Source organism: Bacteroidota bacterium, from assembly GCA_016715945.1.
GTDB lineage: Bacteria > Bacteroidota > Bacteroidia > Bacteroidales > F082 > JALNZU01.
This window is the reverse complement of sequence record JADJXJ010000001.1, coordinates 1,501,431-1,524,704: the sequence shown is the minus strand read 5'-3', so window position 1 is coordinate 1,524,704 and position 23,274 is coordinate 1,501,431. Positions and strand designations below refer to the sequence as shown.

16 protein-coding genes, 1 tRNA gene and 1 pseudogene are annotated in these 23,274 nt (G+C 52.3%); 13 read left to right on the top strand and 5 right to left on the bottom strand.

Features of this window, described 5'->3' with window-relative positions; all coding sequences use genetic code 11:
* The first annotated feature begins 9 nt into the window (after positions 1-9).
* The 10 genes from IPM52_05750 to IPM52_05705 all read left to right on the top strand — a co-directional run bounded on the left by IPM52_05750 (position 10) and on the right by IPM52_05705 (position 13,402).
* Complete coding sequence (locus IPM52_05750) at positions 10-405, top strand: hotdog fold thioesterase (GenBank protein ID MBK9291109.1); 396 nt, start codon at positions 10-12, stop codon at positions 403-405.
* Between the two features lie 11 nt (positions 406-416).
* Entirely contained in the window at positions 417-1,457 is a 1,041-nt protein-coding gene (locus tag IPM52_05745; protein MBK9291108.1) for a chorismate-binding protein, read from the top strand.
* A 13-nt stretch (positions 1,458-1,470) separates the two neighbouring features.
* Entirely contained in the window at positions 1,471-3,165 is a 1,695-nt protein-coding gene (gene menD / locus IPM52_05740; GenBank protein MBK9291107.1) for a 2-succinyl-5-enolpyruvyl-6-hydroxy-3-cyclohexene-1-carboxylic-acid synthase, read from the top strand.
* A 112-nt stretch (positions 3,166-3,277) separates the two neighbouring features.
* Entirely contained in the window at positions 3,278-4,102 is an 825-nt protein-coding gene (gene menB, locus IPM52_05735) for a 1,4-dihydroxy-2-naphthoyl-CoA synthase (protein ID MBK9291106.1), read from the top strand.
* 6 nt (positions 4,103-4,108) lie between these two features.
* The gene (gene menA, locus IPM52_05730; GenBank protein ID MBK9291105.1) at positions 4,109-5,011 is read left to right on the top strand and encodes a 1,4-dihydroxy-2-naphthoate octaprenyltransferase; all 903 of its coding nucleotides are present in this window, start codon (positions 4,109-4,111) and stop codon (positions 5,009-5,011) included.
* The gene (gene menC, locus IPM52_05725; protein ID MBK9291104.1) at positions 5,011-6,057 is read left to right on the top strand and encodes an o-succinylbenzoate synthase; all 1,047 of its coding nucleotides are present in this window, start codon (positions 5,011-5,013) and stop codon (positions 6,055-6,057) included. Before menA ends, menC begins: the two co-directional genes overlap by 1 nt.
* Positions 6,054-7,145 (top strand): AMP-binding protein, encoded by a 1,092-nt coding sequence (locus IPM52_05720; GenBank protein MBK9291103.1) that lies wholly within the window; start codon positions 6,054-6,056, stop codon positions 7,143-7,145. Before menC ends, IPM52_05720 begins: the two co-directional genes overlap by 4 nt.
* Before the next feature lie 120 nt (positions 7,146-7,265).
* Positions 7,266-9,128: a glycoside hydrolase family 13 protein gene (locus IPM52_05715; protein MBK9291102.1), complete on the top strand. Its 1,863-nt coding sequence runs from the start codon at positions 7,266-7,268 to the stop codon at positions 9,126-9,128.
* Between the two features lie 16 nt (positions 9,129-9,144).
* Entirely contained in the window at positions 9,145-11,985 is a 2,841-nt protein-coding gene (locus IPM52_05710) for a DUF5110 domain-containing protein (GenBank protein MBK9291101.1), read from the top strand.
* Between the two features lie 58 nt (positions 11,986-12,043).
* On the top strand, positions 12,044-13,402 hold the full coding sequence (locus tag IPM52_05705) for an alpha-glucosidase C-terminal domain-containing protein (protein MBK9291100.1): 1,359 nt from the start codon (positions 12,044-12,046) through the stop codon (positions 13,400-13,402).
* 233 nt (positions 13,403-13,635) lie between these two features.
* Here the strand turns inward: IPM52_05705 and IPM52_05700 are convergent, their stop codons facing one another.
* The 4 genes from IPM52_05700 to IPM52_05685 all read right to left on the bottom strand — a co-directional run bounded on the left by IPM52_05700 (position 13,636) and on the right by IPM52_05685 (position 17,353).
* Complete coding sequence (locus IPM52_05700; protein ID MBK9291099.1) at positions 13,636-15,174, bottom strand: YifB family Mg chelatase-like AAA ATPase; 1,539 nt, start codon at positions 15,172-15,174, stop codon at positions 13,636-13,638.
* A 78-nt stretch (positions 15,175-15,252) separates the two neighbouring features.
* Positions 15,253-15,588 (bottom strand): potassium transporter KefB, encoded by a 336-nt coding sequence (locus IPM52_05695; protein MBK9291098.1) that lies wholly within the window; start codon positions 15,586-15,588, stop codon positions 15,253-15,255.
* Positions 15,589-15,712: 124 nt separating this feature from the next.
* A complete protein-coding gene (locus IPM52_05690) occupies positions 15,713-16,723 on the bottom strand; it encodes a hypothetical protein (protein ID MBK9291097.1) in 1,011 nt (336 codons plus the stop codon).
* A 6-nt stretch (positions 16,724-16,729) separates the two neighbouring features.
* Entirely contained in the window at positions 16,730-17,353 is a 624-nt protein-coding gene (locus IPM52_05685) for a PorT family protein (protein MBK9291096.1), read from the bottom strand.
* A 207-nt stretch (positions 17,354-17,560) separates the two neighbouring features.
* On the opposite strand from IPM52_05685, the gene IPM52_05680 reads away from it, so the two are divergent.
* The 3 genes from IPM52_05680 to IPM52_05670 all read left to right on the top strand — a co-directional run bounded on the left by IPM52_05680 (position 17,561) and on the right by IPM52_05670 (position 20,835).
* Positions 17,561-17,634, top strand: a tRNA-His gene (locus tag IPM52_05680).
* A gap of 39 nt (positions 17,635-17,673) precedes the next feature.
* Positions 17,674-18,549 (top strand): peptide chain release factor N(5)-glutamine methyltransferase, encoded by an 876-nt coding sequence (gene prmC, locus IPM52_05675; GenBank protein MBK9291095.1) that lies wholly within the window; start codon positions 17,674-17,676, stop codon positions 18,547-18,549.
* 261 nt (positions 18,550-18,810) lie between these two features.
* Positions 18,811-20,835 (top strand): LruC domain-containing protein, encoded by a 2,025-nt coding sequence (locus tag IPM52_05670; protein ID MBK9291094.1) that lies wholly within the window; start codon positions 18,811-18,813, stop codon positions 20,833-20,835.
* Between the two features lie 92 nt (positions 20,836-20,927).
* Here the strand turns inward: IPM52_05670 and IPM52_05665 are convergent.
* A pseudogene (locus tag IPM52_05665) lies at positions 20,928-23,206 on the bottom strand (inorganic phosphate transporter).
* Positions 23,207-23,274 lie beyond the last annotated feature (68 nt).

Sequence of the window (23,274 nt, the reverse complement as noted above, 5' to 3'; positions counted from 1 at the left end):
TCGCTCGAGATGAGCCAGCTCAATGCCCTGAACAAAGGGACGTTGATGGAACAGCTTGGTATTGAATATCTTGAGGTAGCCGAAGGTTTCCTCAAGGCGCGCATGCCGGTTGACCATCGCACTTTTCAGCCCAACCGGCTGTTGCATGGCGGAGCCAGCCTGGCTTTGGCCGAGACAGTCGGAAGTTTTGGTTCGGCTTTGCTTGTCGATCGCGAAAAGTACGAGGTGCGAGGTGCACAAATCAGTGGCAACCACCTGCGTGCAGTGCGCGAAGGATGGGTGTTTGCCGAAGCAAGGCTTATCCACCGTGGGCGCAATACCCATGTTTGGAATATCGACATCATGGACGAGCAGGGCAGGATGGTGTCCACCTGCCGGCTCACCAATTTTGTCATTGCCAGATAAACATAACGGGCTTGGTCAACGAAGCACAGATTGCAAAGCTGCTCCATCGGGCAGTACCTTTTGCCGCGTGGCGCTTGCCCTCAACCAGTGAGGTGCATCTGCTTGCCGGAGGCATGAAACTTTTCAATCCATCCTCAGGGGAAGAGGGCTTTGTGTTTTATCCTTTTGACCACTCAGTGGCTCAGCCGCTCATCATTACCGGAGGGATGGAGGAACATTCTGAAATCTCGTACCCGGCAGCCGGTTTTCCGCCCGGAAACCAGGCTGATGAAGTTGCCGGCTTTTCTGCTTATCAGGCTCAGTTCGATGAAGTGCTGGATCACATCAAATCCGGTGAAGTTTCGAAGCTGGTGCTTTCGCGCATCATCGAAACACATGGCCTGTCACCTGACGAAGCTTCGCGTGCTTTTTTTGCACTTTGCAGCCGCTATCCCGAGGCATTTGTTTACGTGTTTTCCGACGGTCAGCATGAACATTGGATGGGCGCAAGCCCCGAAACCCTGGTGCGATTCACGGGTGATCATGCTTTTACAATGTCGCTGGCCGGTACTATACCTGCAGGGCAGGGGATGGACTGGACGGCTAAAGAGGCTGAGGAGCAGCAAATTGTAACAGATTTTATCGTTGATCAGTTAAAGCAGGCCGGTGCGGAGCATGTTGAGATTGGCAAAACCAAAGAATCTCCTGCGGGCCGGTTAGTACATCTGAAAACGGAAATCCGCTTCAGCTTGACGGCCAATACCAGCAGGCTTGGAATAGTCACAACCTTGCACCCCACGCCGGCCGTCTGTGGCAGTCCGCGAGAGGCCGCCTTGCCGCTGATCCGGCGCATCGAAAAACACCGGCGCAGGTATTATGCCGGATTTTTAGGTCCCTGGTCAACAAATGACGATGCCTGGCTGTTTGTCAACCTGAGATGCATGGCTTTTTCGGCTACACGAAGCCTGCTTTATGTAGGAGGCGGCATCACCGCTGGATCGGACGTCCTGCGTGAGTGGAACGAAACAGCCTGGAAGTCGGGCACACTTTCTTGGCTTTTTGAAGCCAAATGAGCAACTTTGCACCATGATACATCCCAAAAGCGGGCTTTTATACCTGGCTACCCTGATTCGCCGGCGTGGCATCAGGCGGCTGGTAGTTTCGCCGGGTTCGCGCAATGCACCCATCGTGTCAGTATTGTGCAACATGCCTGGCATGGAATGCTATACCATTGTGGATGAGCGTAGTGCAGGGTTTTTTGCGCTGGGTCTGGCCCAGCAGTCAGGCGAACCTGTTGCGTTGACCTGTACCTCTGGAACAGCCACCCTCAACTATGGCCCTGCTGTGGCCGAGGCATTTTATCAGCGCATTCCCTTGCTGCTGCTCACGGCCGACCGTCCGCCCGAATGGGTGGACCAGGCCGACGGACAAACCATCCGCCAGCAAGGCTTGTTCGATCTGCATGTGCGCAAGAGTGTCAGCCTACCTGCCGAAGTACACAACGAAGATGACCTCTGGTTTGCCGGCCGCCTGTCAGCTGAAGCACTCAACGCCCTGCAATGGCCTGTTGCCGGGCCGGTGCATATCAACCTGCCGTTTCGTGAGCCCTTGTACAACCTGCCGGCTGAATTTCCGGGCGAAATTAAAGATATCAGCATCCTCCGAGGTGAGTTTTTGCCTCATCCGCAACAACTTGATAAGCTAGTTGCAAGTTGGAATGGCAGCACCCGGAAGATGATTCTTGTGGGTCAGATGATGCCTGACCCTCAGGTGCAGGAGGCGGTGCGCCTGCTTGCCGCCGATCCCTCAGTGGTTGTGCTCACCGAAACCACCTCCAACCTGTACGGTCATGGTTTTGTCAGCGCCATCGACCGCAGCCTGAGTGTGATGCCGGAACCGGAGGCCTATGAGCCGGAAATATTGCTCACTCTGGGCGGTCAGGTGGTCTCCAAGCGCATCAAGGCTTTTCTGAGGAAAGCAAAAAACATGCAGCACTGGCATGTGGATCCCGCCCATGACAGTCCTGATACATACAAGCATCTCAACATCCATATTCCTGCTGCGCCATCTGTTTTTCTGCCATTGCTGTCCGGACGAATCCAGAGGAGTGAAAGTACGTTCAGGCAGCTGTGGCAGCAGTTGCAGGAAAAAGGTAAACAGCTTCATGATCAGTATCTTGACCGTTGCAGCTTTGGCGATCTGAAGGTTTACGAGGTAGTTTTCAACCATTTGCCTGAGGACTACGACCTGCAGCTATCCAACAGCACGCCGGTGCGTTACGCCCAGCTTTTTGATCATCCGCATGGCCGAAGGCAGTTTGCCAACAGGGGCACCAGCGGCATCGACGGCAGCGTTTCCACTGCGGCCGGGGCTGCCCTGGCCAGTGGCCGGCCTACCTTGCTTATCACCGGCGACCTGGCATTTTTCTACGACACCAACGGGCTGTGGCACAAGCATCTGAGTCCTGATCTGAAGATCATCGTCATCCACAATGGCGGTGGCGGCATCTTCCGGTTTATTGATGGTCCATCGGACAGCGGATTGCTGGAGCGTTTTTTCGAGGCGTCGCACCGCACCAGTGCTGCAGGGCTGGCCTCGGCTTACGGGCTCCACTATTTCGTGGCCGGCGATATCGAAAGCCTGCGGCGGAGCTTGCCGGCATTCTTTGCGCCATCCGACAAACCTTCGATACTCGAAGTGTTTACCCCCGCAGCCAGAAGTGCGGCCATGCTGAAATGCTATTTTAAATTTCTGGCATCCAACAGCCAAAAGATGGCCTGATCTGCGAGATTCGAAGCTTCGGTCGGGTCGCGTTTCTGCCTTCGTTTTTCATATATTAACTTTGCACAGTGAACCAAACATATCAATTGGCGTTATTTTCAAAAAGATTCTCATGAGCACAAAACGTAACTGGCAGTCAATTAAGGAGTACAAAGACATTTTGTTCGAGAAATGGAACCATATCGGCAAGATCACCATCAACCGGCCTGAGGTGCACAATGCCTTCCGGCCCACGACGGTATTTGAGATGGCCGATGCGCTCGATATTTGTCGCGAAGACCAGGATATCTATGTAATCGTCCTGACCGGTGCCGGCGACAAGGCATTTTGCAGTGGTGGCGACCAGCAGGTGAAAGGTGAGGGAGGCTATATAGACGAACAGGGTATTCCGCGACTCAATGTGCTGGATGTACAAAAGAAGATCCGCTCGATGCCCAAGCCCGTAGTGGCCATGGTGAATGGCTGGGCTGTGGGCGGGGGCCATGTGCTTCATGTGGTATGCGACCTGACCATCGCATCCGAAAACGCCCGTTTCGGGCAGGTTGGTCCAAAGGTGGGCAGTTTCGACGCCGGCTTTGGATCTTCTTATCTCGCAAGTATCGTGGGGCAGAAAAAGGCCCGGGAAATCTGGTTTCTGAATTTGTTCTACTCTGCAGCCGAGGCGCTTGAGATGGGACTGGTCAATCGTGTGGTGCCACTCGCGCAGCTCGAGGATGCCACAGTGGAATGGTGTGAGATTATGATGAAGCGCAGCCCGATTGCCCTGCGGATGATCAAGCTTGGCCTCAATGCCGCACTCGACGGTCAGGCTGGTTTGCAGGAATTTGCAGGCAATGCCACATTGTTGTATTACCTGACAGAGGAGGCTCAGGAAGGCAAACGGGCATTCCTCGAAAAACGTGAACCCGATTTTCATCGTTTTCCCAAATTTCCCTGATTTCTGATGGCTCCTATCAAAGACTGGATCAGTGCAGCCCGCCTGCGCACGCTTCCTCTGGCATTTGCCAGCATGGGTATGGGAGCTTTTGTGGCAGCCAGGGAGCCCTCGTTCAACGGAGCTGCTGCATTTGGGGCAGCCCTGACCACCCTTTTTCTGCAGATCTTATCCAACTTTGCCAACGACCTGGGCGATGCCACCAAAGGTACTGACGGTGCCCAGCGCGTAGGCCCAAAACGAATGGTGCAAAGCGGAGCCATCAGTGCCGCTCAAATGAAAACAGGGGTCATTGTCATGGCAATGCTCTCGCTGGTCAGTGGACTTTGGTTGCTTTTTGGCCTGTCGAACCTGAATAGCGCTGCTGCCGTAGCCATGCTTTTACTCGGTTTAGCAGCCATCCTGGCAGCAATTAAATACACGGTTGGCAGCCGACCTTATGGTTACCGCAGCCTGGGAGACCTCTTCGTTTTTCTGTTTTTTGGTCTCACCGGAGTGGCAGGTACGTATTTTCTTGTCCTCGACGGGCAATTCGATCCGGCCATCTTTCTGCCAGCCTCAGCGGTGGGTTTGCTAAGCACAGCCGTGCTCAATATCAACAATATGCGCGATATGGCTGCCGATCGTTTCAGCGGAAAGCGCACACTGGTGGTGATCATGGGCTACAACAACGCCTTGCTTTATCACATTTTTCTGGTTATCACTCCTTTTGTGCTTTTGTCGATCTACAACCTTATCCGTACTGATGGGCTCACCCCCTGGCTCTTTTTGTTGCTGATGCCGCTGTTCATTAAAGACCTGAGGGGCGTGCTCAACTCACCCGGCTACGCCGATCTGGACCCCTACCTTCGCCGGCAGGCTGTCAAAACCTTTTTGCTTGTGCTTGTTTACGGGATAAGTCTTCAATTCTGATGCTCGCGTTTAAAGCCAGGCCATACACCTTAAAATTTCGTTTTGAGGCCGGAACCTCCCGGGGGGTGCTCACCGAAAAGCATGGCTGGTTTATCCGCCTTACCGATCCGGACGACCCTGCCCGCACGGGTTTGGGCGAATGCAGCCTCATTCCCGGGCTAAGTCCGGATCCGGTTCAAGAACTATCTGAGCTCATTGCGCAACTTTCGGCCCATGGCCTGGATGTTGACCAATTCACTTCTCTGCACGCTGCTCGTTTTCCTGCGCTGGCATTTGCTGTCGAAACCGCTCTGGCCTCGCTCGAAAAACAAGGCAGCATGTGTCTGTTTCCGTCAGCTTTTACAGAAGGGCAAAAAGGTATTCCTATCAACGGGCTGATCTGGATGGGCGACATTGCAACAATGAAAGCCCGAATCAACGAAAAAATCGCCGGGGGCTTCACTACCATCAAGCTCAAGGTTGGCGCCCTGAACTTTGAGGACGAACTGGCTTTGATTGCCGAAATAAGAAAACACTACGGCCCGGAGCAGATTACCCTCCGGCTCGATGCCAATGGCGCTTTCCGTGCGGACGAGGCCCTCGAAAAACTCAAAAGGCTTTCCGACTATCACATTCACTCCATCGAACAGCCCATAAAAGCTGGCCAGATTGAGCTGATGGCCGAACTATGCCGGCAGAGCCCGGTTCCCATTGCTTTGGATGAAGAGCTGACTGGCCAGCCCGACGAAGAGATGTTCAATCTGCTGGATGCCATACGTCCACATTACATCATACTGAAGCCCAGTTTATTGGGTGGTTTGCGCAAGAGCGCATTGTGGATAGCCGCAGCCGAAAGGCTGGGAATAGGCTGGTGGGTCACGTCGGCCCTCGAGTCGAATCTGGGCTTGAATGCGATCGCCCAATGGACGGCCACTTTGCACAACAACATGCCACAAGGTCTGGGCACCGGTCAGCTTTATCACAACAATATCCCCAGTCCGCTATATATCCGCGATGCATCCCTATGGTATGATTCCGGTTTGGGTTGGAAATTGCCTGAGCTATGATGATGCGTATAGGTAACTCTAACACACTGATCATCAACGGGAAGCATCTCTCTTTCGGGGATCCGGAAACTCATTTGTGGCTTACAGATTCGCCCGAACAGCACCTTCGGGAGCTGGGTGTTTTTTTGCGCCAGTGGTTTGATCAGGATGAATTCATTGACCAGCAAACCTCGGGTTCAACCGGACAGCCCAAGCTTATCCGGATTTCCAAAACCCATATGCGCAACAGTGCAGCCCTGACCATTGAGTTTTTTGGTCTCAAATCAGGGCAAACCGCGCTGCTCTGCATGTCTCCTGCCTATATTGGCGGCCGCATTATGGTAGTCAGGGCTTTGCTTGCCGGGATGAACCTTCTGGTAATCAGGCCGGAAGATAACCCCCTGAAAGGTTTGGAAGCTGAAATTGACTTTGCCGCCATGGTGCCTTTTCAGTTTGCACGGGCACTGAGCGAATCGCCTGAACGATTTGGCCGTATCCGGAAGTTGATTTTAGGCGGCGCATCAATTGCGCCTGCCATCGAAGCATCTGCCCAGGTGTTGGAGACCGAAATCTGGCATACCTATGGGATGAGCGAAACCGTGAGTCATATTGCCTTGCGCAAAGTGAACGGAGTTGGCAGAGAAAACAGGTTCAGGCCGCTAAGGGGCATCAACCTGAGCACCGACCATCGTGGTTGCCTGTGCATTGAAGCACCCATGCTTACAGATAAACATCTGATAACCAACGATCTGGTTGGGCTTTACCCTGACAACAGTTTCGAAATCCTGGGCCGGGCCGATAATGTGATCATCAGCGCTGGCGTGAAGATTCATCCCGAAATTGTAGAGCAGCGTCTCGCTGACCTGGTTGAAGGGCCGCTGGCAGTGGTTCCAATGCCCGACCCTGAGGCAGGGGCCATTGCTGTTGTGGTGCTCGAAGGCAGGCTGACGCCCCGTCAGCTCTATTCATTCTGGAAAGCAGCCGAGTTCAGGCTGCCGGCACAAGAATTGCCAAGGCGCATCATCACCCTCGAGCGGCTCCCACTTACCGGTTCTGGAAAGCCCGACCGCCAGACCATTGAGCGCCTGGTCAAAAGCATGACCTGCTAAAGCATCACAACCGTTTGCAGGCGCCTGCCAAATTGTAGCTGCGGTTTTTCCAACCTCTTACCGCCATTTTCATATCTTTACAAAGTAAACTTCAACTCTGTTTAACAATCTTCAATCCGCATGAAAATTTCCCGTTTTCACCGTTTACTTGCCTTTGCCTTTGTCCTTTTTACGGGACACAATTTCCTTCAGGCCCAGGAAATCAGCCGCATTGAGCCTCCCTTCTGGTGGACCGGAATGGCCGAGGGTGAACTGCAGCTTATGGTGTATGGGCGAGATATCGGAAAAACCCGCGTCAGCCTTTCATATCCGGGGGTCGAGCTCAGGGATGTGGTAATGGTTGAAAATCCGAACTATTTGTTTATCAATCTTTTCATCCGTCCGGAAGCACAACCAGGCAACATGCAGCTGAGTTTCAGCGGCCTGCGGAAAAAACCACTGGTATATAATTACGAACTCAAAGCCCGCAAACCTGGCTCGGCATTGCGTGGGGGATTCGACAATTCCGACGTCATTTACCTGCTTATGCCCGACCGTTTTGCCAATGGCAATCCAAACAACGACAACATGCCGGGTATGCTCGAAAAGGCCGATCGATCAAATCCCGACGGACGGCATGGTGGCGACCTGGCCGGCATCGAGGCGCATCTTGATTATTTCAACAAGCTCGCTGTGACGACCCTCTGGCTAAATCCGGTGCTCGAGAACAACATGCCCGCATTTTCTTATCATGGTTATGCGATAACCGATTTTTACAAAGTTGATCCCCGATTCGGAACCAACGACGACTATGTCAGGTTCATAGCCAAAGCCCATGACAAAGGATTGAAGATAGTTAAAGACATGGTTTTCAATCATTTCGGCACAAACCACTGGTGGATGAACGACCTTCCCTCTTCCGACTGGATCAACCGTTGGCCAGAATTCACCCGATCGAACTACCGTGGGGGAACCCTCACCGACCCCTACGCCTCGGAAGCCGATAAAAAGCGCATGTTGCGCGGCTGGTTCGATACCAGCATGGCCGATTTCAACCAGGACAATCCGTTTGTTGCTAACTACCTCATTCAGAATAGCGTATGGTGGGTAGAATATGCCGGCCTGGACGGAATCCGGGTAGATACTTATCCCTACAGCGGAAAGACTTTCATGAAGCAATGGAAACAACGCATCAACCGGGAATACCCCAATTTTTCTGTTGTGGGCGAAGTATGGCTGAACACCACCCCTCAGGTGGCCTATTGGATGGGCCGTGCGGCCAATGCCAACGGTTTCGACTCGGAGCTGAAACATCTCTTCGACTTCCCGCTCAAATATGCCATACGCGATGCCTTTAATGAGTCAAATGGTTGGAGCACAGGTGTTTCCCGTCTTTACGAAAGCCTCAGCCTCGACTTTTTGTTTTCCGAACCCATGAATATTGTGGTCTTTGCCGACAACCACGATGCCGATCGCATCTTTACGGCCCTGGGCGAAGATATGCGCAAGTTTCGTATGGCCATGACATTTTTGCTCACGGTACGAGGCATCCCGCAGATCTATTACGGCACAGAAATTGGCATGACCGGTTGGGAACATTCCGGACATGGATTTATCCGCGAAGATTTCCCCGGCGGATGGCCCGGCGATGAAAGCAGCGTAAAAGACCGCAGGAACCTCAAGCCCACCCAGCTCGAGGCGCTGGATTTCATGCAAATGTTGCTCAACTGGCGAAAAAATAAAAAGGTGATCCACTACGGAAAAACTACCCACTATGTCCCCGAAAACGGAGTTTACGTTTATTTCAGGCACGATGAGAACGAATCGGTGATGGTGGTGCTGAACAACAACGAAGAAAGCCGCACATTTACCACGGAACGTTTTGCTGAAAACCTGGATGGTTTCACCTCGGGTACCGATGTGCTCCACCGCACCTGGTTCGACCAGCTTCGTACCATTTCGGTACCGGCCATGTCGGCCCGGATCATCGAACTAAAACGCTAAAATCGAGGACTAAAATATGTCGAAAAGACTTAAGTATTGGTTTGAGCTCTTTACTGCCGGACTTTTCCTGTTGGTAAAAAATACTCATGCCCAGGAAGTTACGGTAATTCCTGCACAACCCGGTGTGGCCGACCGCATCACAATCACCTACGATGCCAGCCGGGGCAATGCCGCACTCAAAGGACACCAGGGTAAGGTGTACTTTCATGCAGGTCTGATTACCGCCCAGAGTCGCGATGAGCGCGACTGGAAGTTCGTGGTGGGCAACTGGGGTCAGCCCGACCAGAGGGTAGTAATGAATCGGGTGAAACAGGATGTTTATGAAGTGAGTTTTGTGCCCTATGAATTTTTTGGGGTGGACAAAGACCTCAAAGTCCTTCAGATTGCCCTCGTTTTCCGCAACGAAGATGGTTCGCTGGTTGGCAAAACCAAAGAAGAAACCGACATCTACATCCCGCTTGAAGGATACAAGCCACCTGTGGTCAGGCCTGCCGAATACCTGTTCGAAGACCTTGGTTATCAGGGCTATCAGCAAACCGACAGCGCATTGATTGTCAAAACCTCACGGGGCGATGTGGTGTTCAGGCCTTTCAGCTCACAGATTTTGCACACCAGCTGGCATCCTGCCGGGTTCAAAGGCTTTGCCCGTTCGCATGCCGTGGTGGCCAGGCCTGAACGCATCCATGGTACGGTTGTTGAATCGGAGAGCGCGCTTATTTACGATCTGCCTGATATCCAGGTGCTTGTCAACAAAAAACCTTTCAGGGTAAGTTATTTTAAAGACGGTAAACTGCTGCTGCAGGACGAGCGGGGTCTGTTTGCGCACACCGATGCGTCGGGCATGCGCTTCCGGCTCGATGAGGATGAAAAGTTGTACGGATCGGGTTTCCGGGCAAGCGGCATCAACCTGCGCGGGCGAAAGCTTGGTTTGTACAACCGGCCGGATTACAATTACCAGTTTGGTGCCGACAATCTGAACTATCAGGTGCCCTTGCTCGTCTCCTCAAAGAAATACATGCTGTTTGTGGACAATCCGCACAAAGCCTGGTTCGATGTAGATTCGAAAAACGACGGGGTGCTGGAGTTTGGTGCTGCAGGCGGGCCGATGCAATATTACCTGGTTGTCGGGAAAGATTTTCCTTCCCTGATGCAGCGATATGCCGGTCTGACCGGTACCCAGCCGATGCTGCCACGCTGGGCATTCGGCAACCTGCAGTCGCGCATGGCCTATCGCACCCAGGCCGAAACCGACAGCATTGTTAATCTGATGATTGACAACGATTTTCCTATTGATGCCATCATCCTCGATTTTTACTGGTTTGGCGACAGCATCATGGGTCACCTGGGCCGACTTGACTGGTGGAAACCTTCCTGGCCCGATCCCGAAAAGATGATTGCAGATTTCAGGTCGAAGGGGGTGAAAACCATCACCATTTCCGAGCCCTACATCATCGACACCCTGGCCAACTGGAAGATAGCCGACGAACTGGGCATCCTCGTTCGCGACAGCCTGGGCAGGTCGTACCTCGACAAACAATTCTATTTCGGCACCGGATCGCTGATTGATATTTTCAGGCCTGAAGCCCAGCAATGGCTTTGGGAGCAATACCGCAAGCAGTTCGACATTGGGGTCGAAGGCCTTTGGGGCGACCTGGGCGAACCGGAAAGTCATCCGTCCGACATAGTGCATGTGTGGGGCAAGGCCGACGAGGTACACAACATTTACGGGCATTACTGGGCAAAGATGATCTGGGAGAACTTCCGGAAAGACTTCCCCGACAGGCGGCTCTTCTTCCTGGCGCGGAGCGGATTTGCCGGCACACAGCGCTACGGCATCGTGCCCTGGAGCGGCGACGTGAGCCGCAGCTGGGGCGGGCTCAAAGCCCAGCTGCCTGCCATGCTCAACATGAGCCTGTCAGGGCTGCCCTACATGCATTCCGATGCCGGCGGTTTTGCCACCGGGACGAAAGACGACGAGCTCTATACCCGATGGCTGCAGTTTGCCTGTTTCACACCCATCCTCAGGCCTCACGGTTCGACCATCCCATCGGAGCCTGTCTATTTTAGTCAGAAAACACAGGACATTGTCCGTCGCTTCATGAAGCTGCGCAACGAGCTGCACCCCTATATTTACACGGCCTCGTGGAAGCACAGCCTGAGCGGAATACCCATCACCCGGCCATTGTTTTTCCATCACCCGGCCGACCAGCGCTTCGATGCGTACTTCGATGCCTATTACTTTGGCGACGACATGATCGTGGCTCCTGTAACGGCTCCGGGTGTGAGGTCGGTCAATGTCGAACTTCCAACGGGGATATGGTATCACTTCTGGACCGGGCAGCGCGTGAACGGCGGACGCAGAATGCAGGTGCAAACCGCCGACGAAACCATTCCCGTTTTTGTCAAAGCCGGAAGCATCATTCCCCGCGTGGAGCCTTTCAATACCACCGACCATTACAGCTCGCGCAAGCTCTTTTTACACACTTATCTTCCGGGCTCGGGCCAGGATTTAAGTGGGGAAATGTTTGAAGACGATGGTGCAAGCTTTGGCACCTATGAATCAGGGGCTTACGAGCTTTTGCGGTTTAAAGGCCAGCAGGGACCTGCCCATATCAGCCTGAATTTTTCGCGCCAGGGCGAAGGCTGGGCCGGGATGCCCGAATCGCGCCTGGTTGAGGTGATCCTCTACGGACAGAATAAAAACGTCCGCGAAGCCAGGTTTGGTCAAACCGAGCTGCGCAAGCTCGACCGTCGGCAGCAAAGCGCACCCGTTCCAGGTTTCTGGCTCGACGACAGTGGCCAGTGGCACCTGAGATTTGTGTGGTATGGAGAAGATAATGAATTGTATATCAGATAATTATTTATAACCAAAACTTAACGTAATGAAAAAGCACATGTTGCAAATCCTCGCTTTCATGCTCACCTTGCTGGTAACCGGCATGGTATTCGTTGGTTGCAAAGGCACCAAAACAACTGCGGAGACAAAATCCAAACCCTTTTCGCAGGTGGTAACCCCCGAATGGGCCAAAAACGCTGTCATCTATGAGGTGAACACCCGGCAGTTTACCCCCGAAGGAACGTTTAAAGCCTTTGCTGCCCATCTGCCCCGCTTAAAAGAGCTTGGCGTGGATATTCTCTGGTTCATGCCCATTCACCCCATTGGGGTTGAGAATCGTAAAGGCAGCCTGGGCAGTTATTACTCTGTGAAAGACTACAAAGGCGTCAATCCGGAATTTGGCACCTTCGACGACTTCAAACAGCTTGTGGAAGAGGCGCATGCCATGGGGTTCAAGGTGATCCTCGACTGGGTGGCCAACCATACGGCCCACGACCACCCCTGGACTGTGGAACATCCCGAATGGTACAACCGCGATGAAAATGGCGACATCGTGTCGCCTTTCGATTGGACCGATGTGGCCGACCTCAATTATGATGACAACCCCGCCTTGTGGGATGCCATGATCGACGCCCTCAAGTTCTGGGTGCAGGAGGCCAACATTGACGGATACCGCTGCGATGTGGCCGGCATGGTCCCCACAGCTTTCTGGGAAAAAGCCCGCACCGAGCTCGATGCCATCAAACCTGTGTTTATGCTTGCCGAAGACGAAGGGCAGCGCGACCTGATGGTCCGGGCTTTCGACGCCAACTACGCCTGGGAATTTCACCATATCATGAACAGCATGGCCAAAGGTGAAAAAACGGCCGAGGATGTCTGGACTTACTTTGCCAAGGAAGACACCTTGTTTGCCCCCAGTTCCTACCGCATGATGTTTACTTCGAACCACGATGAGAACTCCTGGAACGGCACCGAATTCGAACGCATGGGTGAGGGCGCCAAAACTTTTGCCGTCATGACCTATACCATCCCCGGATTTCCGCTTATCTACAACGGTCAGGAAGTGGGCCTGGATCACCGCCTGCTCTTCTTCGAAAAAGACCTGATCGACTGGAACAAAGGTGCTGAGTTCACCGAATTCTATACTACCCTCAACCGGATCAAAAAGGAAAACGAAGCCTTGTGGAATGCCAATAATGGCGGAAGTTTCGACAAAATTGAAACAGACAAACCCAAGGAAGTGCTCTCGTTTATCCGGCAGAAAGGCGATAACCGCCTCATGGTGTTCCTGAATGTCACCTCCGAACCTCAGGAGCTGGTGATCAACGATGGCAACCTTGCCGGTACCTACACCGATCTGATCAGTGGCGAAACGCGCACCCTTGCCTCCGGTGAGCCAATAACCCTGCCAGCCTGGGGCTACTGGGTGATGAAATAATATTTTAAAGAACTCCAATCTAAAAACGCCGGTGGCAATTTTGCTGCCGGCGTTTTTATTGATGTCTTAATCCTGCCCTTATGCTACATGAATCTATCGGACGATTTTCACTCCAGCAGAGGGTCGTTTGACCTTTAATGTAAGCCCAGCGCTTCACTTCAGTTTTTTCCGGTTACAGGATGGTTGAATTAAGTTGTTGCAGGATGATCTTAATGCGGATAATTAGCACAATATCAGCTCCCCCAATTTTCGCGGTCCAGGCTTCTGTAGTTGATGGCTTCGGCAATATGTTCGGGGCGGATGCGAGGGCTTTGGTCCAGGTCGGCTATGGTGCGGGCCACTTTGAGGATGCGGTCGTAGGCCCTGGCCGAAAGGCTGAGGCGTTCCATGGCATTTTTCAGCAGGTTGCGGCTGGTATCGTCAATTTCGCAAAAGGTGTGCAGCATCTTGCTGCTCATCTGGGCATTGGCAAACACCTTAGGATGTGCTTTGAAACGTTCCTCCTGTATTTTTCTGGCCATGAGTACCCTTTGCCGGATGAGGGCGCTTGGCTCGCCTGTGCTTCGGTTGGCAAGGTCTTTAAAAGGTACGGGGACTACTTCCACATGAAGGTCAATGCGGTCCATGAGCGGGCCGGAGATTTTGTTGAGGTATTTCTGCACCTGGCCGGGGGCGCACACGCATTCCTGTTCGGGATGGTTGTAGTAGCCACAAGGGCAGGGATTCATGGCGGCCACAAGCATAAAGCTGGCCGGAAAATCAACCGACAACCTGGCGCGCGAGATGGTCACAATTCTGTCTTCCATGGGTTGACGCATCACTTCGAGCACGGAGCGTTTGAACTCCGGCAATTCGTCGAGGAAAAGCACCCCATGGTGGGCCAGCGATATTTCGCCGGGCTGGGGATAGGTGCCTCCACCCACCAGACCCGCATCGGAGATGGTGTGGTGCGGCGAGCGGAAAGGACGTACCCTCACCAGAGAGGTGTTGCGGCCAAGCAATCCGGCCACAGAGTGTATTTTGGTGGTTTCCAGAGCCTCTTCCAATGTAAGGGGTGGCAGGATGGAGGGCAGCCTCTTGGCCAGCATGGTCTTTCCTGAGCCTGGAGGCCCAATCAGGATGACGTTGTGTCCGCCAGCTGCAGCAATCTCCAATGCGCGTTTGATGTTTTCCTGTCCCTTGACATCCGAAAAATCGAACTCATAAGCGTCGAGGCTGCTCCCAAAGTCGGCATCAATACCCGGCATCTGCCGTTCAAGCACCAATTCGTTGTTCAGAAAGTCCACCACCTGGTCGATGCTGTCCACCCCATACACCTCCAGTTCCGACACAATGGCAGCTTCGGCGGCGTTCTCGCGAGGGATGATCATGCCTTTGAAGCCTTCCTCATGTGCCTTGATTGCGATGGGAAGGGCTCCTTTTACGGGTTTAAGGCCGCCATCGAGCGAGAGCTCGCCCATAATAATGAAGTCTTCAAGCATATCGGGCTTCACCTGGCCCGAAGCTGCCATGATGCCGATGGCAATGGGCAGGTCGTAGGCCGAACCTTCCTTTCGGATATCGGCCGGAGCCATGTTGATGACAACCTTTTGTTTTGGATACTTATATCCTTTGTTGTGAAGGGCGGCTTCGATGCGCTGCTGGCTTTCCTTTACCGCGCTGTCGGGCAGCCCGACAAGAAAAAACTGTATGCCTTTGTCAATATTTACTTCAATGGTGATGGTGATGGCTTCGATGCCAAATAGCGCGCTTCCGAATGTTTTAACAAGCATGTAACGATGGTTTGGTCATTGGTTGACCAAAGGTAACAAAGTGTAGCCGGAAAAACAAAATGAGCCGAAAATGCTTTATCAGTTCCACATGGTGCCGTCGAAACCAAGCACAATACCCACCCGAAGGGCGATCGGATAAAGCATTAACCCACTGAAAAACAGTAGTGTGTTCCCGATCTTTGATTTTGGTTCTGCCAGGGATCGCAGGAAAAATGCGAGCATTCCGGTGGCTGATATCAGCGGGGTGAGGATGAGTGGTCGCACCATCCAGAAGGCTCCCCATTCCGGATGAGGGGAGTCTGCGGTGAGGATGAAAAAGCTGACAACCACCATGCCGATGGCCCAGCCGGCTACCAGGTGCCTGAAAATACTTTTGGGTTGTAGGGTTTGTATGCGCTGCTTAAATGTGGTCATGTTGGTTTGTGATTGGGATGATTACCAGAATGAAGGGATAATACGCTGCGTTTGCTTAGGATTGGAATAATTACGGGTTATTTTTGGATTCTAAATACGTGGGCATATTTTACACATCAGTGAATCAACGTTTTGGCTTGTATCTCGAGAGGCTGAGGATGGTTTGGGCGTCTCCTTCTGTAAGCAAAGCCTGCAGGGGCTTCTGGCTTTGCTGTTGGGCATAACTGCGCATGATTTGCCAGCCTACCCATTCGCCAATACGGGCCGGTGAATCGTAGGAGAATTCGGCCGTAAAAGGTCCATCGGAAAGAAGCTTCCGGAATACCACAGGTTCGCTGCTGTAGAGCAGTCCTTCGCTGACCAGCGAAAGCCAGATCTCGCCCTCGTGCGCTTCGAGCCATCGCATCTTTTCAGGCTCCACGCCAAAAAGGATGTGATCAGGCAGATCGGGCATCATGGCTTCCATGAAGAGGTATTTCCGGCCGGAGGCTATCATTTCGTCCAACACCCTGGTGCGCAGTGTTCTGTCCTCAATATGCGCTTCATACATGGCCGACCATATGGCTGGAACCAGATGTGCAGGAGTCATTTTTGCAGCCATGTAGCGTGGAATCCCCAGTTTGGAATAAACGGCTTCATCTGCTCCCAGAAAACAGTCGAGGGCCACAAGCAACTCACCTGAACCAACCATGACAGCCTGTTCGGGTTGCACGTTCGAGATAAAGGTGTAAACCTCGGGTAGTTGAATCTCCGGAAAATGGTAGCGAAACCTTCTGAACGAGGTTTCGAGTTGTGATTTCCAGGTGTTTGTGCGGCTAAAGACTTCTTTGGTCCGGTGATATAACCTGCGTGCCAGGGTATCAGCAACAAAGTTTTTCAGTCTGTTGATGTTGGCTGTATCCTCCAGATTGGCGTTCAGAAAAGGAAGAAAGTCGGGTTGAAGCTGCCGTAGGTATTCGGCAAAACGTGCGGTGTCGGCTTCGAACAAAGCTGAACTAAAATCTCGGAAAATCAGACTGACTTGCGGTAATTCGCGCTGATCAATATCGAATCTGTTACGACCTGACTTGCAACTGGTCACAGATAGATATAGGATAATCAGCAAGATGAAAAACCAGGCAAAGATCTTCTGCATGCGTGCTTAGAGGATTTTCCAGCCAATGCTTACTTCAAACGCTTTGCTGCGCGAGTCGAACTGCACAGGGGTTCCGCCAATGTTCACCGTACCAATCACATCGTTCAGTCCCATGGAATACTTCACATCGATGGCAAACATCAAAATATCTATCCCTGCCCCAAGTTTAAGGCCCCACAAGATGTCTTTGATGTCTGTTTCCTTGATGGGATTGGTATAGGAGCTGCCTTGTGTGGTTTGGATCTGTTTATTGACCACAAAATTGGCAGCAGGTCCGCCAAATACACGCAGTTTGATCAGCTCCAGGTCGATCAGCTCAAAGCCAAGTTGTACGGGGATTTCAATTCCTGACAGGGTGATTTCCTGTTCAACCGGTAAAAGCGAGTTGAGTTCAACCGGCTTAAATACTGTGCCCTTGGTGTACCAGATAATTTCGGGTTGCAGGTGCACTTTGTTGCCAATGCGGGCAAATGCACCAAAAAGAAAGTCGTTCCGGAATCCGTTCGTGATGGAATCCTGATCAACTGTGAGGGTGGAGGCCGTAAAACCAACCTTGGGACCCAGGTCGAACTGTGCTTTTGCCAGGCCTGTCAGGCTGAGCAATAGTGCTGCAAGAAAAAGCTTTTTCATGACTGCAGGTTTTTGGTTAGATATTGCTTTGTGGAAAGAACGTGTAAAGCTAACAATTATGATTTGCTGTCAGATGAATGGCTCAATTAATTCTCGCTGAAAAAGATGTTATTGTGATACAATTGGTTGTAAGCTGAGTAAAGCTCCACAAGGCGAAATGATGAAAAATCTGTTTTCATTTTCGAAAAAGATTGTATCTTTGCAGCGGTGGCTGTAGCTCAGTCGGTTAGAGCATCAGATTGTGGTTCTGAGGGTCGTGGGTTCGAGTCCCATCTGCCACCCAAGCCCGGCAAAAGCCGGGTTTTTTCATTTTCCGACGCATGAAAGTGCCTTCGAACAGGCTGAGTGATGTGATGTCCTATTACGCCCGTCAGCTCAGCGAATTGTATGATGCCCGCGAGGCGGTTAATATTGTCCGCGAGATCATCCGTCATTTTCTTGGAATAGACCGCATGGCGATGGCCCTCGAACCGGATTTGCGCATCTCGGAATCCGAGATGCTTGAGGTGCACTTTGCCGTTAAAGAGGTGCGCAGCGGGCGACCGTTGCAGTATGTGACCGGTGTGGCCTGGTTTGACGGACACCCTTTCGCTGTCAATGAGGCGGTACTCATACCAAGACAGGAGACAGAAGGGATGCTCATGCTGGCCTCCGGCTTCATCGGAAAACGAGATGAGCTGAAGGCGCTCGATGCCTGCACCGGATCGGGCTGCATTGCGGTGAGCATGAAGCTGCGGCATCCCTCGGTCAAGGTTTGGGCCAGCGATGTTTCCCTACCTGCCCTGGAACAGGCACGGCAAAATGCGGTCAGCTTAGGAGCGGAAGTAGAATTTATTCATCAGGATCTGCTTAATCCGGGGCCGGATGAAAACGCCCCCTATGATCTGATTCTTTCCAATCCGCCCTACGTGCCCGAAAGCGAGAAGAATACGCTGGCAAAACATGTGCTTGCCGAGCCGGCCCTGGCGCTCTTTGTTCCTGATGCATCGCCTTTGATTTTTTACCATGCCCTGGCAAAGCTGGCCACAACACAACTCCAGAACGGGGGCATGTTGGCTGTGGAATGCCACAGCGCGTATGCTTCCGATGTGGCAGAGCTTTTCAAGGAGGCCGGTCTGGCCGATGTGCGGGTGCACGAGGATCATCACGGGCGGGAACGCTTTGTGGTCGCTTTTCAGAATTACAGCCGGAGCTGACTTATCCGTTAAAGCTGAACAGGCGAGTTTTTTTTAAAAGATTTTTTCCTGAAGGCTTGACCAGCTTTCCAAGCAGCTTTAACTTTATCCGACAATTGAACCCGGTCGGTCCAATTCCTGTGGAGATATCGTTTTCCTTTCGTGGAAAAATCGTCTTTTCTTTGGAGACAGGCAAAAGGGTAATTTATCGCAAATGATTGATATACAGTAATTAAGTTCAGCTGGCATTAAATTTGCCCGCGGGAAAAAAACGATTTTGCTATGAAGAACCTTGCGCTTATTTCCCTGGCAGTTTGCTGCGCTGCTTTAGTTTCGTGCCGCAAGATTACAGGCCCGGATGATTCGGGAAAAACAAAGATGGAGCGCCTTTCGGTGCCCAGTAGTTTCACATGGCAAACGACAAAAAATGCCAGGTTCTCGATAAGGGCGCTCGACAACCTCGGTCAGCCCATTTCCGGCGCAAAGTTTGAGGTGTACACACATGACCCTGCCGAAGGGGGTACATTGATCACAAGCGGGGTGACTGGCCAGGATGGCAAATATATAGTTGATTATCAGGTGCCGGCCTACTACACCAGTTTGTATGTTCGCACCGACTATGTGGGATTGGTCAATGCGAGGGAAGTGAGTCTTGGTCCGAACGGTTTCGATGTGGTGTTTGGCGGAGTTCCGTCGGCTCCGCAACTCAGGGAGGTGATGGTGCCAAAGGCTGCCAATGCAGTGTATAAATTTCTCGGGGCATACAACTCCCAGGGAGTTCCGGCTTATTTGGAGCCGGTCAACGATCCCATCACCGCATCATTTCTCGACGATGTCAACAATACGCTTCCTGAGCGCGTTCGGCTCGACGTTTCCCATCCCGAATATTTCTTTCCGCAATACGATCACAACATCAACCTGGTCGAAACCTGCGATGTTTGGGTAACTTTCGTGACCGAAGGGGCAGGCTACCTGAACGTTTTGGGTTTTTACACATATCCCACCAACAATCCGCCTGCCACACCGTCCGCTATTGATTCTATTACCATCATCTTTCCGAATGCTTCGATGCAGGGGAGCGGAGGTGGCCTGCAGCCGGGCAACAAGGTCAAAATCGGGCGTTTTAATGCCGGCACCACCATTGCCTTTGCGCTCATTGCTGATGGCTGGAAAAACGGACAGGTCACCGATGGCCGCTGGATTGTCTATTCCACCAAGCACCTCAACGGGCCGGCAAGCAATCCATTGTCGCAGCAAACAGTGCTCCTGCGCGACCCCGGCCGCCAGCTGTTCCTGCTGGGCATCGAAGACATCAAACGCACCCAGAGTGGATGCGACCACGACTTCAACGACGCAATCTTTTATGTGACTGCCAATCCAGTACAGTCCATCGATCCGAGCAAACTCCCGATTGTGGACTACACAGGCCAGGATCGTGATGGCGACGGCATCCCCGATCAGTTTGACGATTATCCCGACGACCCCGAAAGGGCTTTCAACAACTATTTCTTCTCGCAGGGTAATTTTGGCACCCTGGCATTCGAGGATTTGTGGCCATATCGCGGCGACTACGACTTCAACGATGCCGTGATCGACTACAATTTCAACCAGATTACCAATGGCAGCAATCAGGTGGTTGAGATTCAGGGAACCTTTATCCTGCGGGCACACGGAGCCTTTTACCACAATGGTTTTGGTATCGAACTGCCCGTGCCTTACGACAAAGTGCAATCGGTAAGCGGCCAGCGGTTAGTCAGCAACTATATTCAGCTAAACACAAATGGTACTGAGTCCAATCAGCCCAATGCCGTGATTATTGTCTGGGATGACTCCTACGACGTTTTACCTCCGGTTGGCACCAGCATCGGGGCCAATACCACTCCCGAGGTGCCTTTCATCACACCCGATACCCTTCAGGTCAATGTCGTATTCAACCAGCCTGTGCCACTGAGCCAGCTGGGCATTGCGCCTTTCAATCCGTTTATCATCGTGAACAAGCAACGCGGGGTGGAAGTGCACCTGCCTGATAAAGCGCCCACAGCCCTGGCCGATCCTGCCCTGCTCGGCAGTGGCCACGACAACAGCATTCCCTCGCAGGGCCGCTACTACAAAACCTCAAACAACCTGCCATGGGCCATCAACATCGTCGAGCGCTTTGAATACCCCATCGAAAAGACCGAAGTGCTCGATGCCCACCTTAAGTTTGGCGAATGGGCCGAAAGCGGCGGAGAGCTTTTCAACGACTGGTACAAAGACCGTCCCGGATACAGGAACCCGGAGAAAATTTACCAGCCAACAAGAAGATAATTGCTTTCACAGAAAATAGAAGACGCTGCCGGCCAGAACCTCAGCCGGCAGCGTCTTTGTTTTTTCGGATACTGATGTGAGGTAGTGCTGCCTCAGGCCTGAGGTGGCTCAACCGGCGGGAGAGGGGGTGTTTTTTTGCGCATTTCGTGGTAGTTCACAAAGTCGCGCTGAGCTTTGTAAAGGTTGACCACAAACAGCAGCAGATTTTTCGATTCCTGCAGGATGTTCATGAAAAGCAGGCTGTTGCGGGTTGAAGAGGCGCCTTTTTTTAGCCGGCGTACCTCGTTTTTCCTGAACAGGTCGATCGTAGCCAGGAGCTTCTGTTGTTCGCTCAGGATAAACTCCTGGTTGCTGAAGTTTTTATCAGTTATATCGGTTGCCACATGGGTCATGAACTTGCCGATGTGCTGGCTCAACAGTCTGAGCTCGTTGGTTTGTGCCTGCGTAAAGGGCTTGTGGTTGTTGTCCACATGCTCAAATGCCGGCTGAACAATAAAGTTCATCGCATGCAATATTTCGCGCAGGTAATCCAGGGCTTGCACGTAATAGTGTCCCGATTCAGAGGCGTCTTCCCTGAGTTTGGAAATGATAATAGGCACGTTATTTTTGCGCTCTTTGGCTTTGGCTGCAAGTTTTTCAACCTTTTTGCGGGTCTTTTCAGCGATTTGATGTCTTCGTCAGATACGGCGTCGATGCAACGCTTGTATTCCAGTTGGGTTTGGGAAAGGATTTCGGTGATGTTGTTGATGCAGGTGTCGAGGATATTTTCAGAATTGATTTCCATCACCTCTTTGCGCGACGAGGCTTCCTGTGCTTCTTTGCGGTGATGCAACACATGGGTGCGATATACCAGCAACACAGCCAGGCCGATCATGAGGAAGATGGCGATGTTGCCTCCAAAGTAGAACGCAATGGCAATGGTGAAAGAGAGCAGAAAGGCCGACAGGGCAGTGATAAACCACCCACCAATAACCGAGAATACGCCCGTGATGCGGTAAACTGCACTTTCGCGGTCCCAGGCTCCGTCGGAAAGGCTGGTGCCCATGGCCACCATAAAAGTGACATAGGTGGTCGAGAGGGGTAATTTGAGCGAGGTGCCGAAAGCAATAAGACCAGACGCAACCACCAGATTCACAGCCGCACGGAGCATGTCGAATGCCGGAGCATCCGTATCGTGTTTGTCGTGTGGCGGCTGCACGAACTGTTGCGACAGCTTTGTCTTAACATTTTGTGGAACGATTTGGGATACACTCTCCGAAATATTCAATGCAAGCCGGACTATGGCCCGCGAGAGTGGTGTGCTGCCAAAGCGTTCTTGTCCTTCGTCCTGCCGGCTCAGGTCAACCGAAGTTTTGATGACTGAACGGGCTTTGCGGGAGGTGTACAGGGTGACCACCATGATCAGCCCGGCAAGAAGCAAAAAGGCTGTCGGGGTTTTGATGGCTTCGCGCAGCGACGACATCGGGAAAAGGTTGGGGTCGATGCCGGGATTGTTGATATACGTTTTGTATGACTCATAACCGGCAAGCGGTACCCCGATAAAGTTCACCAGGTCGTTGCCCGCAAAAGCCATGGCCAGGGCAAAGGTGCCTGTGAGTACGATGATTCTCAGGATGTTAACTTTGAACAAAGAATACAGAACCTGAAGGATGATGCTGAAGCCCACAAAGCTGGTGATAAGAATGGTGCTGCCATGTGTTGAAATCCAGGCATAGGCTTCCTTGGTCATGAAAGAGGCATCTTTGGCGCCTTTGAGCAGGATAAAATAAACAATTGAGGTGATGGCAAAACCGCCAAACACACCTCCCAGGTATTTGAGCCGAGGCTCATAACGAAACGAGAAAATTGCGCGGGTAATGTATTGAATCAATGCGCCAAAGGTGAAGGCGATCACCACCGACAGCAGGATGCCCGAGATGATGGCCAGCGCCCGGCTGCTGTTGATGTACTCACTGAGGTTGTGGCCACTGTCGGCAGCGCTCACTTTCATCAGCGCGATGGCCACTGAAGCACCGAGCAATTCAAAAATAATTGATACAGTGGTGGATGTGGGCAATCCGAGGGTGTTGAACGTGTCGAGCAGGATCACGTCGGCTATCATTACCGCGAGAAAGATGATCATGATGTCCGAAAAATTGAACATTTCCGGGTTGAATACCCCCGAACGGGCAATCTCCATCATTCCACCCGAAAAAGTGGCTCCAACCAACACCCCGAGCGCAGCTACCAGCATCACTATCCTGAACGGGGCAGCTTTGGCACCGATGGCCGAGTTCAGGAAATTCACCGCGTCGTTACTCACACCAACCACCAGGTCGGATATAGCCAGAATGAAAAGAACGACGACAAAAATCAAGTAAATCGTTTCCACTAATTCCCGATTTGAGTTTAAGGCACAATATTACAACAATCGCTTTACCCGATACGCTGAAAGCATAT

What these genes read in the sequence shown, in the direction of transcription:
- IPM52_05750 (MBK9291109.1), top strand. Translation starts at nt 10, where the DNA reads ATGAGCCAGCTCAATGCCCTGAACAAAGGGACGTTGATGGAACAGCTT.
- menD (MBK9291107.1), top strand. Translation starts at nt 1,471, where the DNA reads ATGATACATCCCAAAAGCGGGCTTTTATACCTGGCTACCCTGATTCGC.
- menB (MBK9291106.1), top strand. Translation starts at nt 3,278, where the DNA reads ATGAGCACAAAACGTAACTGGCAGTCAATTAAGGAGTACAAAGACATT.
- menA (MBK9291105.1), top strand. Translation starts at nt 4,109, where the DNA reads ATGGCTCCTATCAAAGACTGGATCAGTGCAGCCCGCCTGCGCACGCTT.
- menC (MBK9291104.1), top strand. Translation starts at nt 5,011, where the DNA reads ATGCTCGCGTTTAAAGCCAGGCCATACACCTTAAAATTTCGTTTTGAG.
- IPM52_05720 (MBK9291103.1), top strand. Translation starts at nt 6,054, where the DNA reads ATGATGATGCGTATAGGTAACTCTAACACACTGATCATCAACGGGAAG.
- IPM52_05715 (MBK9291102.1), top strand. Translation starts at nt 7,266, where the DNA reads ATGAAAATTTCCCGTTTTCACCGTTTACTTGCCTTTGCCTTTGTCCTT.
- IPM52_05710 (MBK9291101.1), top strand. Translation starts at nt 9,145, where the DNA reads ATGTCGAAAAGACTTAAGTATTGGTTTGAGCTCTTTACTGCCGGACTT.
- IPM52_05705 (MBK9291100.1), top strand. Translation starts at nt 12,044, where the DNA reads ATGCTCACCTTGCTGGTAACCGGCATGGTATTCGTTGGTTGCAAAGGC.
- IPM52_05700 (MBK9291099.1), bottom strand. Translation starts at nt 15,174, where the DNA reads ATGCTTGTTAAAACATTCGGAAGCGCGCTATTTGGCATCGAAGCCATC.
- IPM52_05695 (MBK9291098.1), bottom strand. Translation starts at nt 15,588, where the DNA reads ATGACCACATTTAAGCAGCGCATACAAACCCTACAACCCAAAAGTATT.
- IPM52_05690 (MBK9291097.1), bottom strand. Translation starts at nt 16,723, where the DNA reads ATGCAGAAGATCTTTGCCTGGTTTTTCATCTTGCTGATTATCCTATAT.
- IPM52_05685 (MBK9291096.1), bottom strand. Translation starts at nt 17,353, where the DNA reads ATGAAAAAGCTTTTTCTTGCAGCACTATTGCTCAGCCTGACAGGCCTG.
- prmC (MBK9291095.1), top strand. Translation starts at nt 17,674, where the DNA reads ATGAAAGTGCCTTCGAACAGGCTGAGTGATGTGATGTCCTATTACGCC.
- IPM52_05670 (MBK9291094.1), top strand. Translation starts at nt 18,811, where the DNA reads ATGAAGAACCTTGCGCTTATTTCCCTGGCAGTTTGCTGCGCTGCTTTA.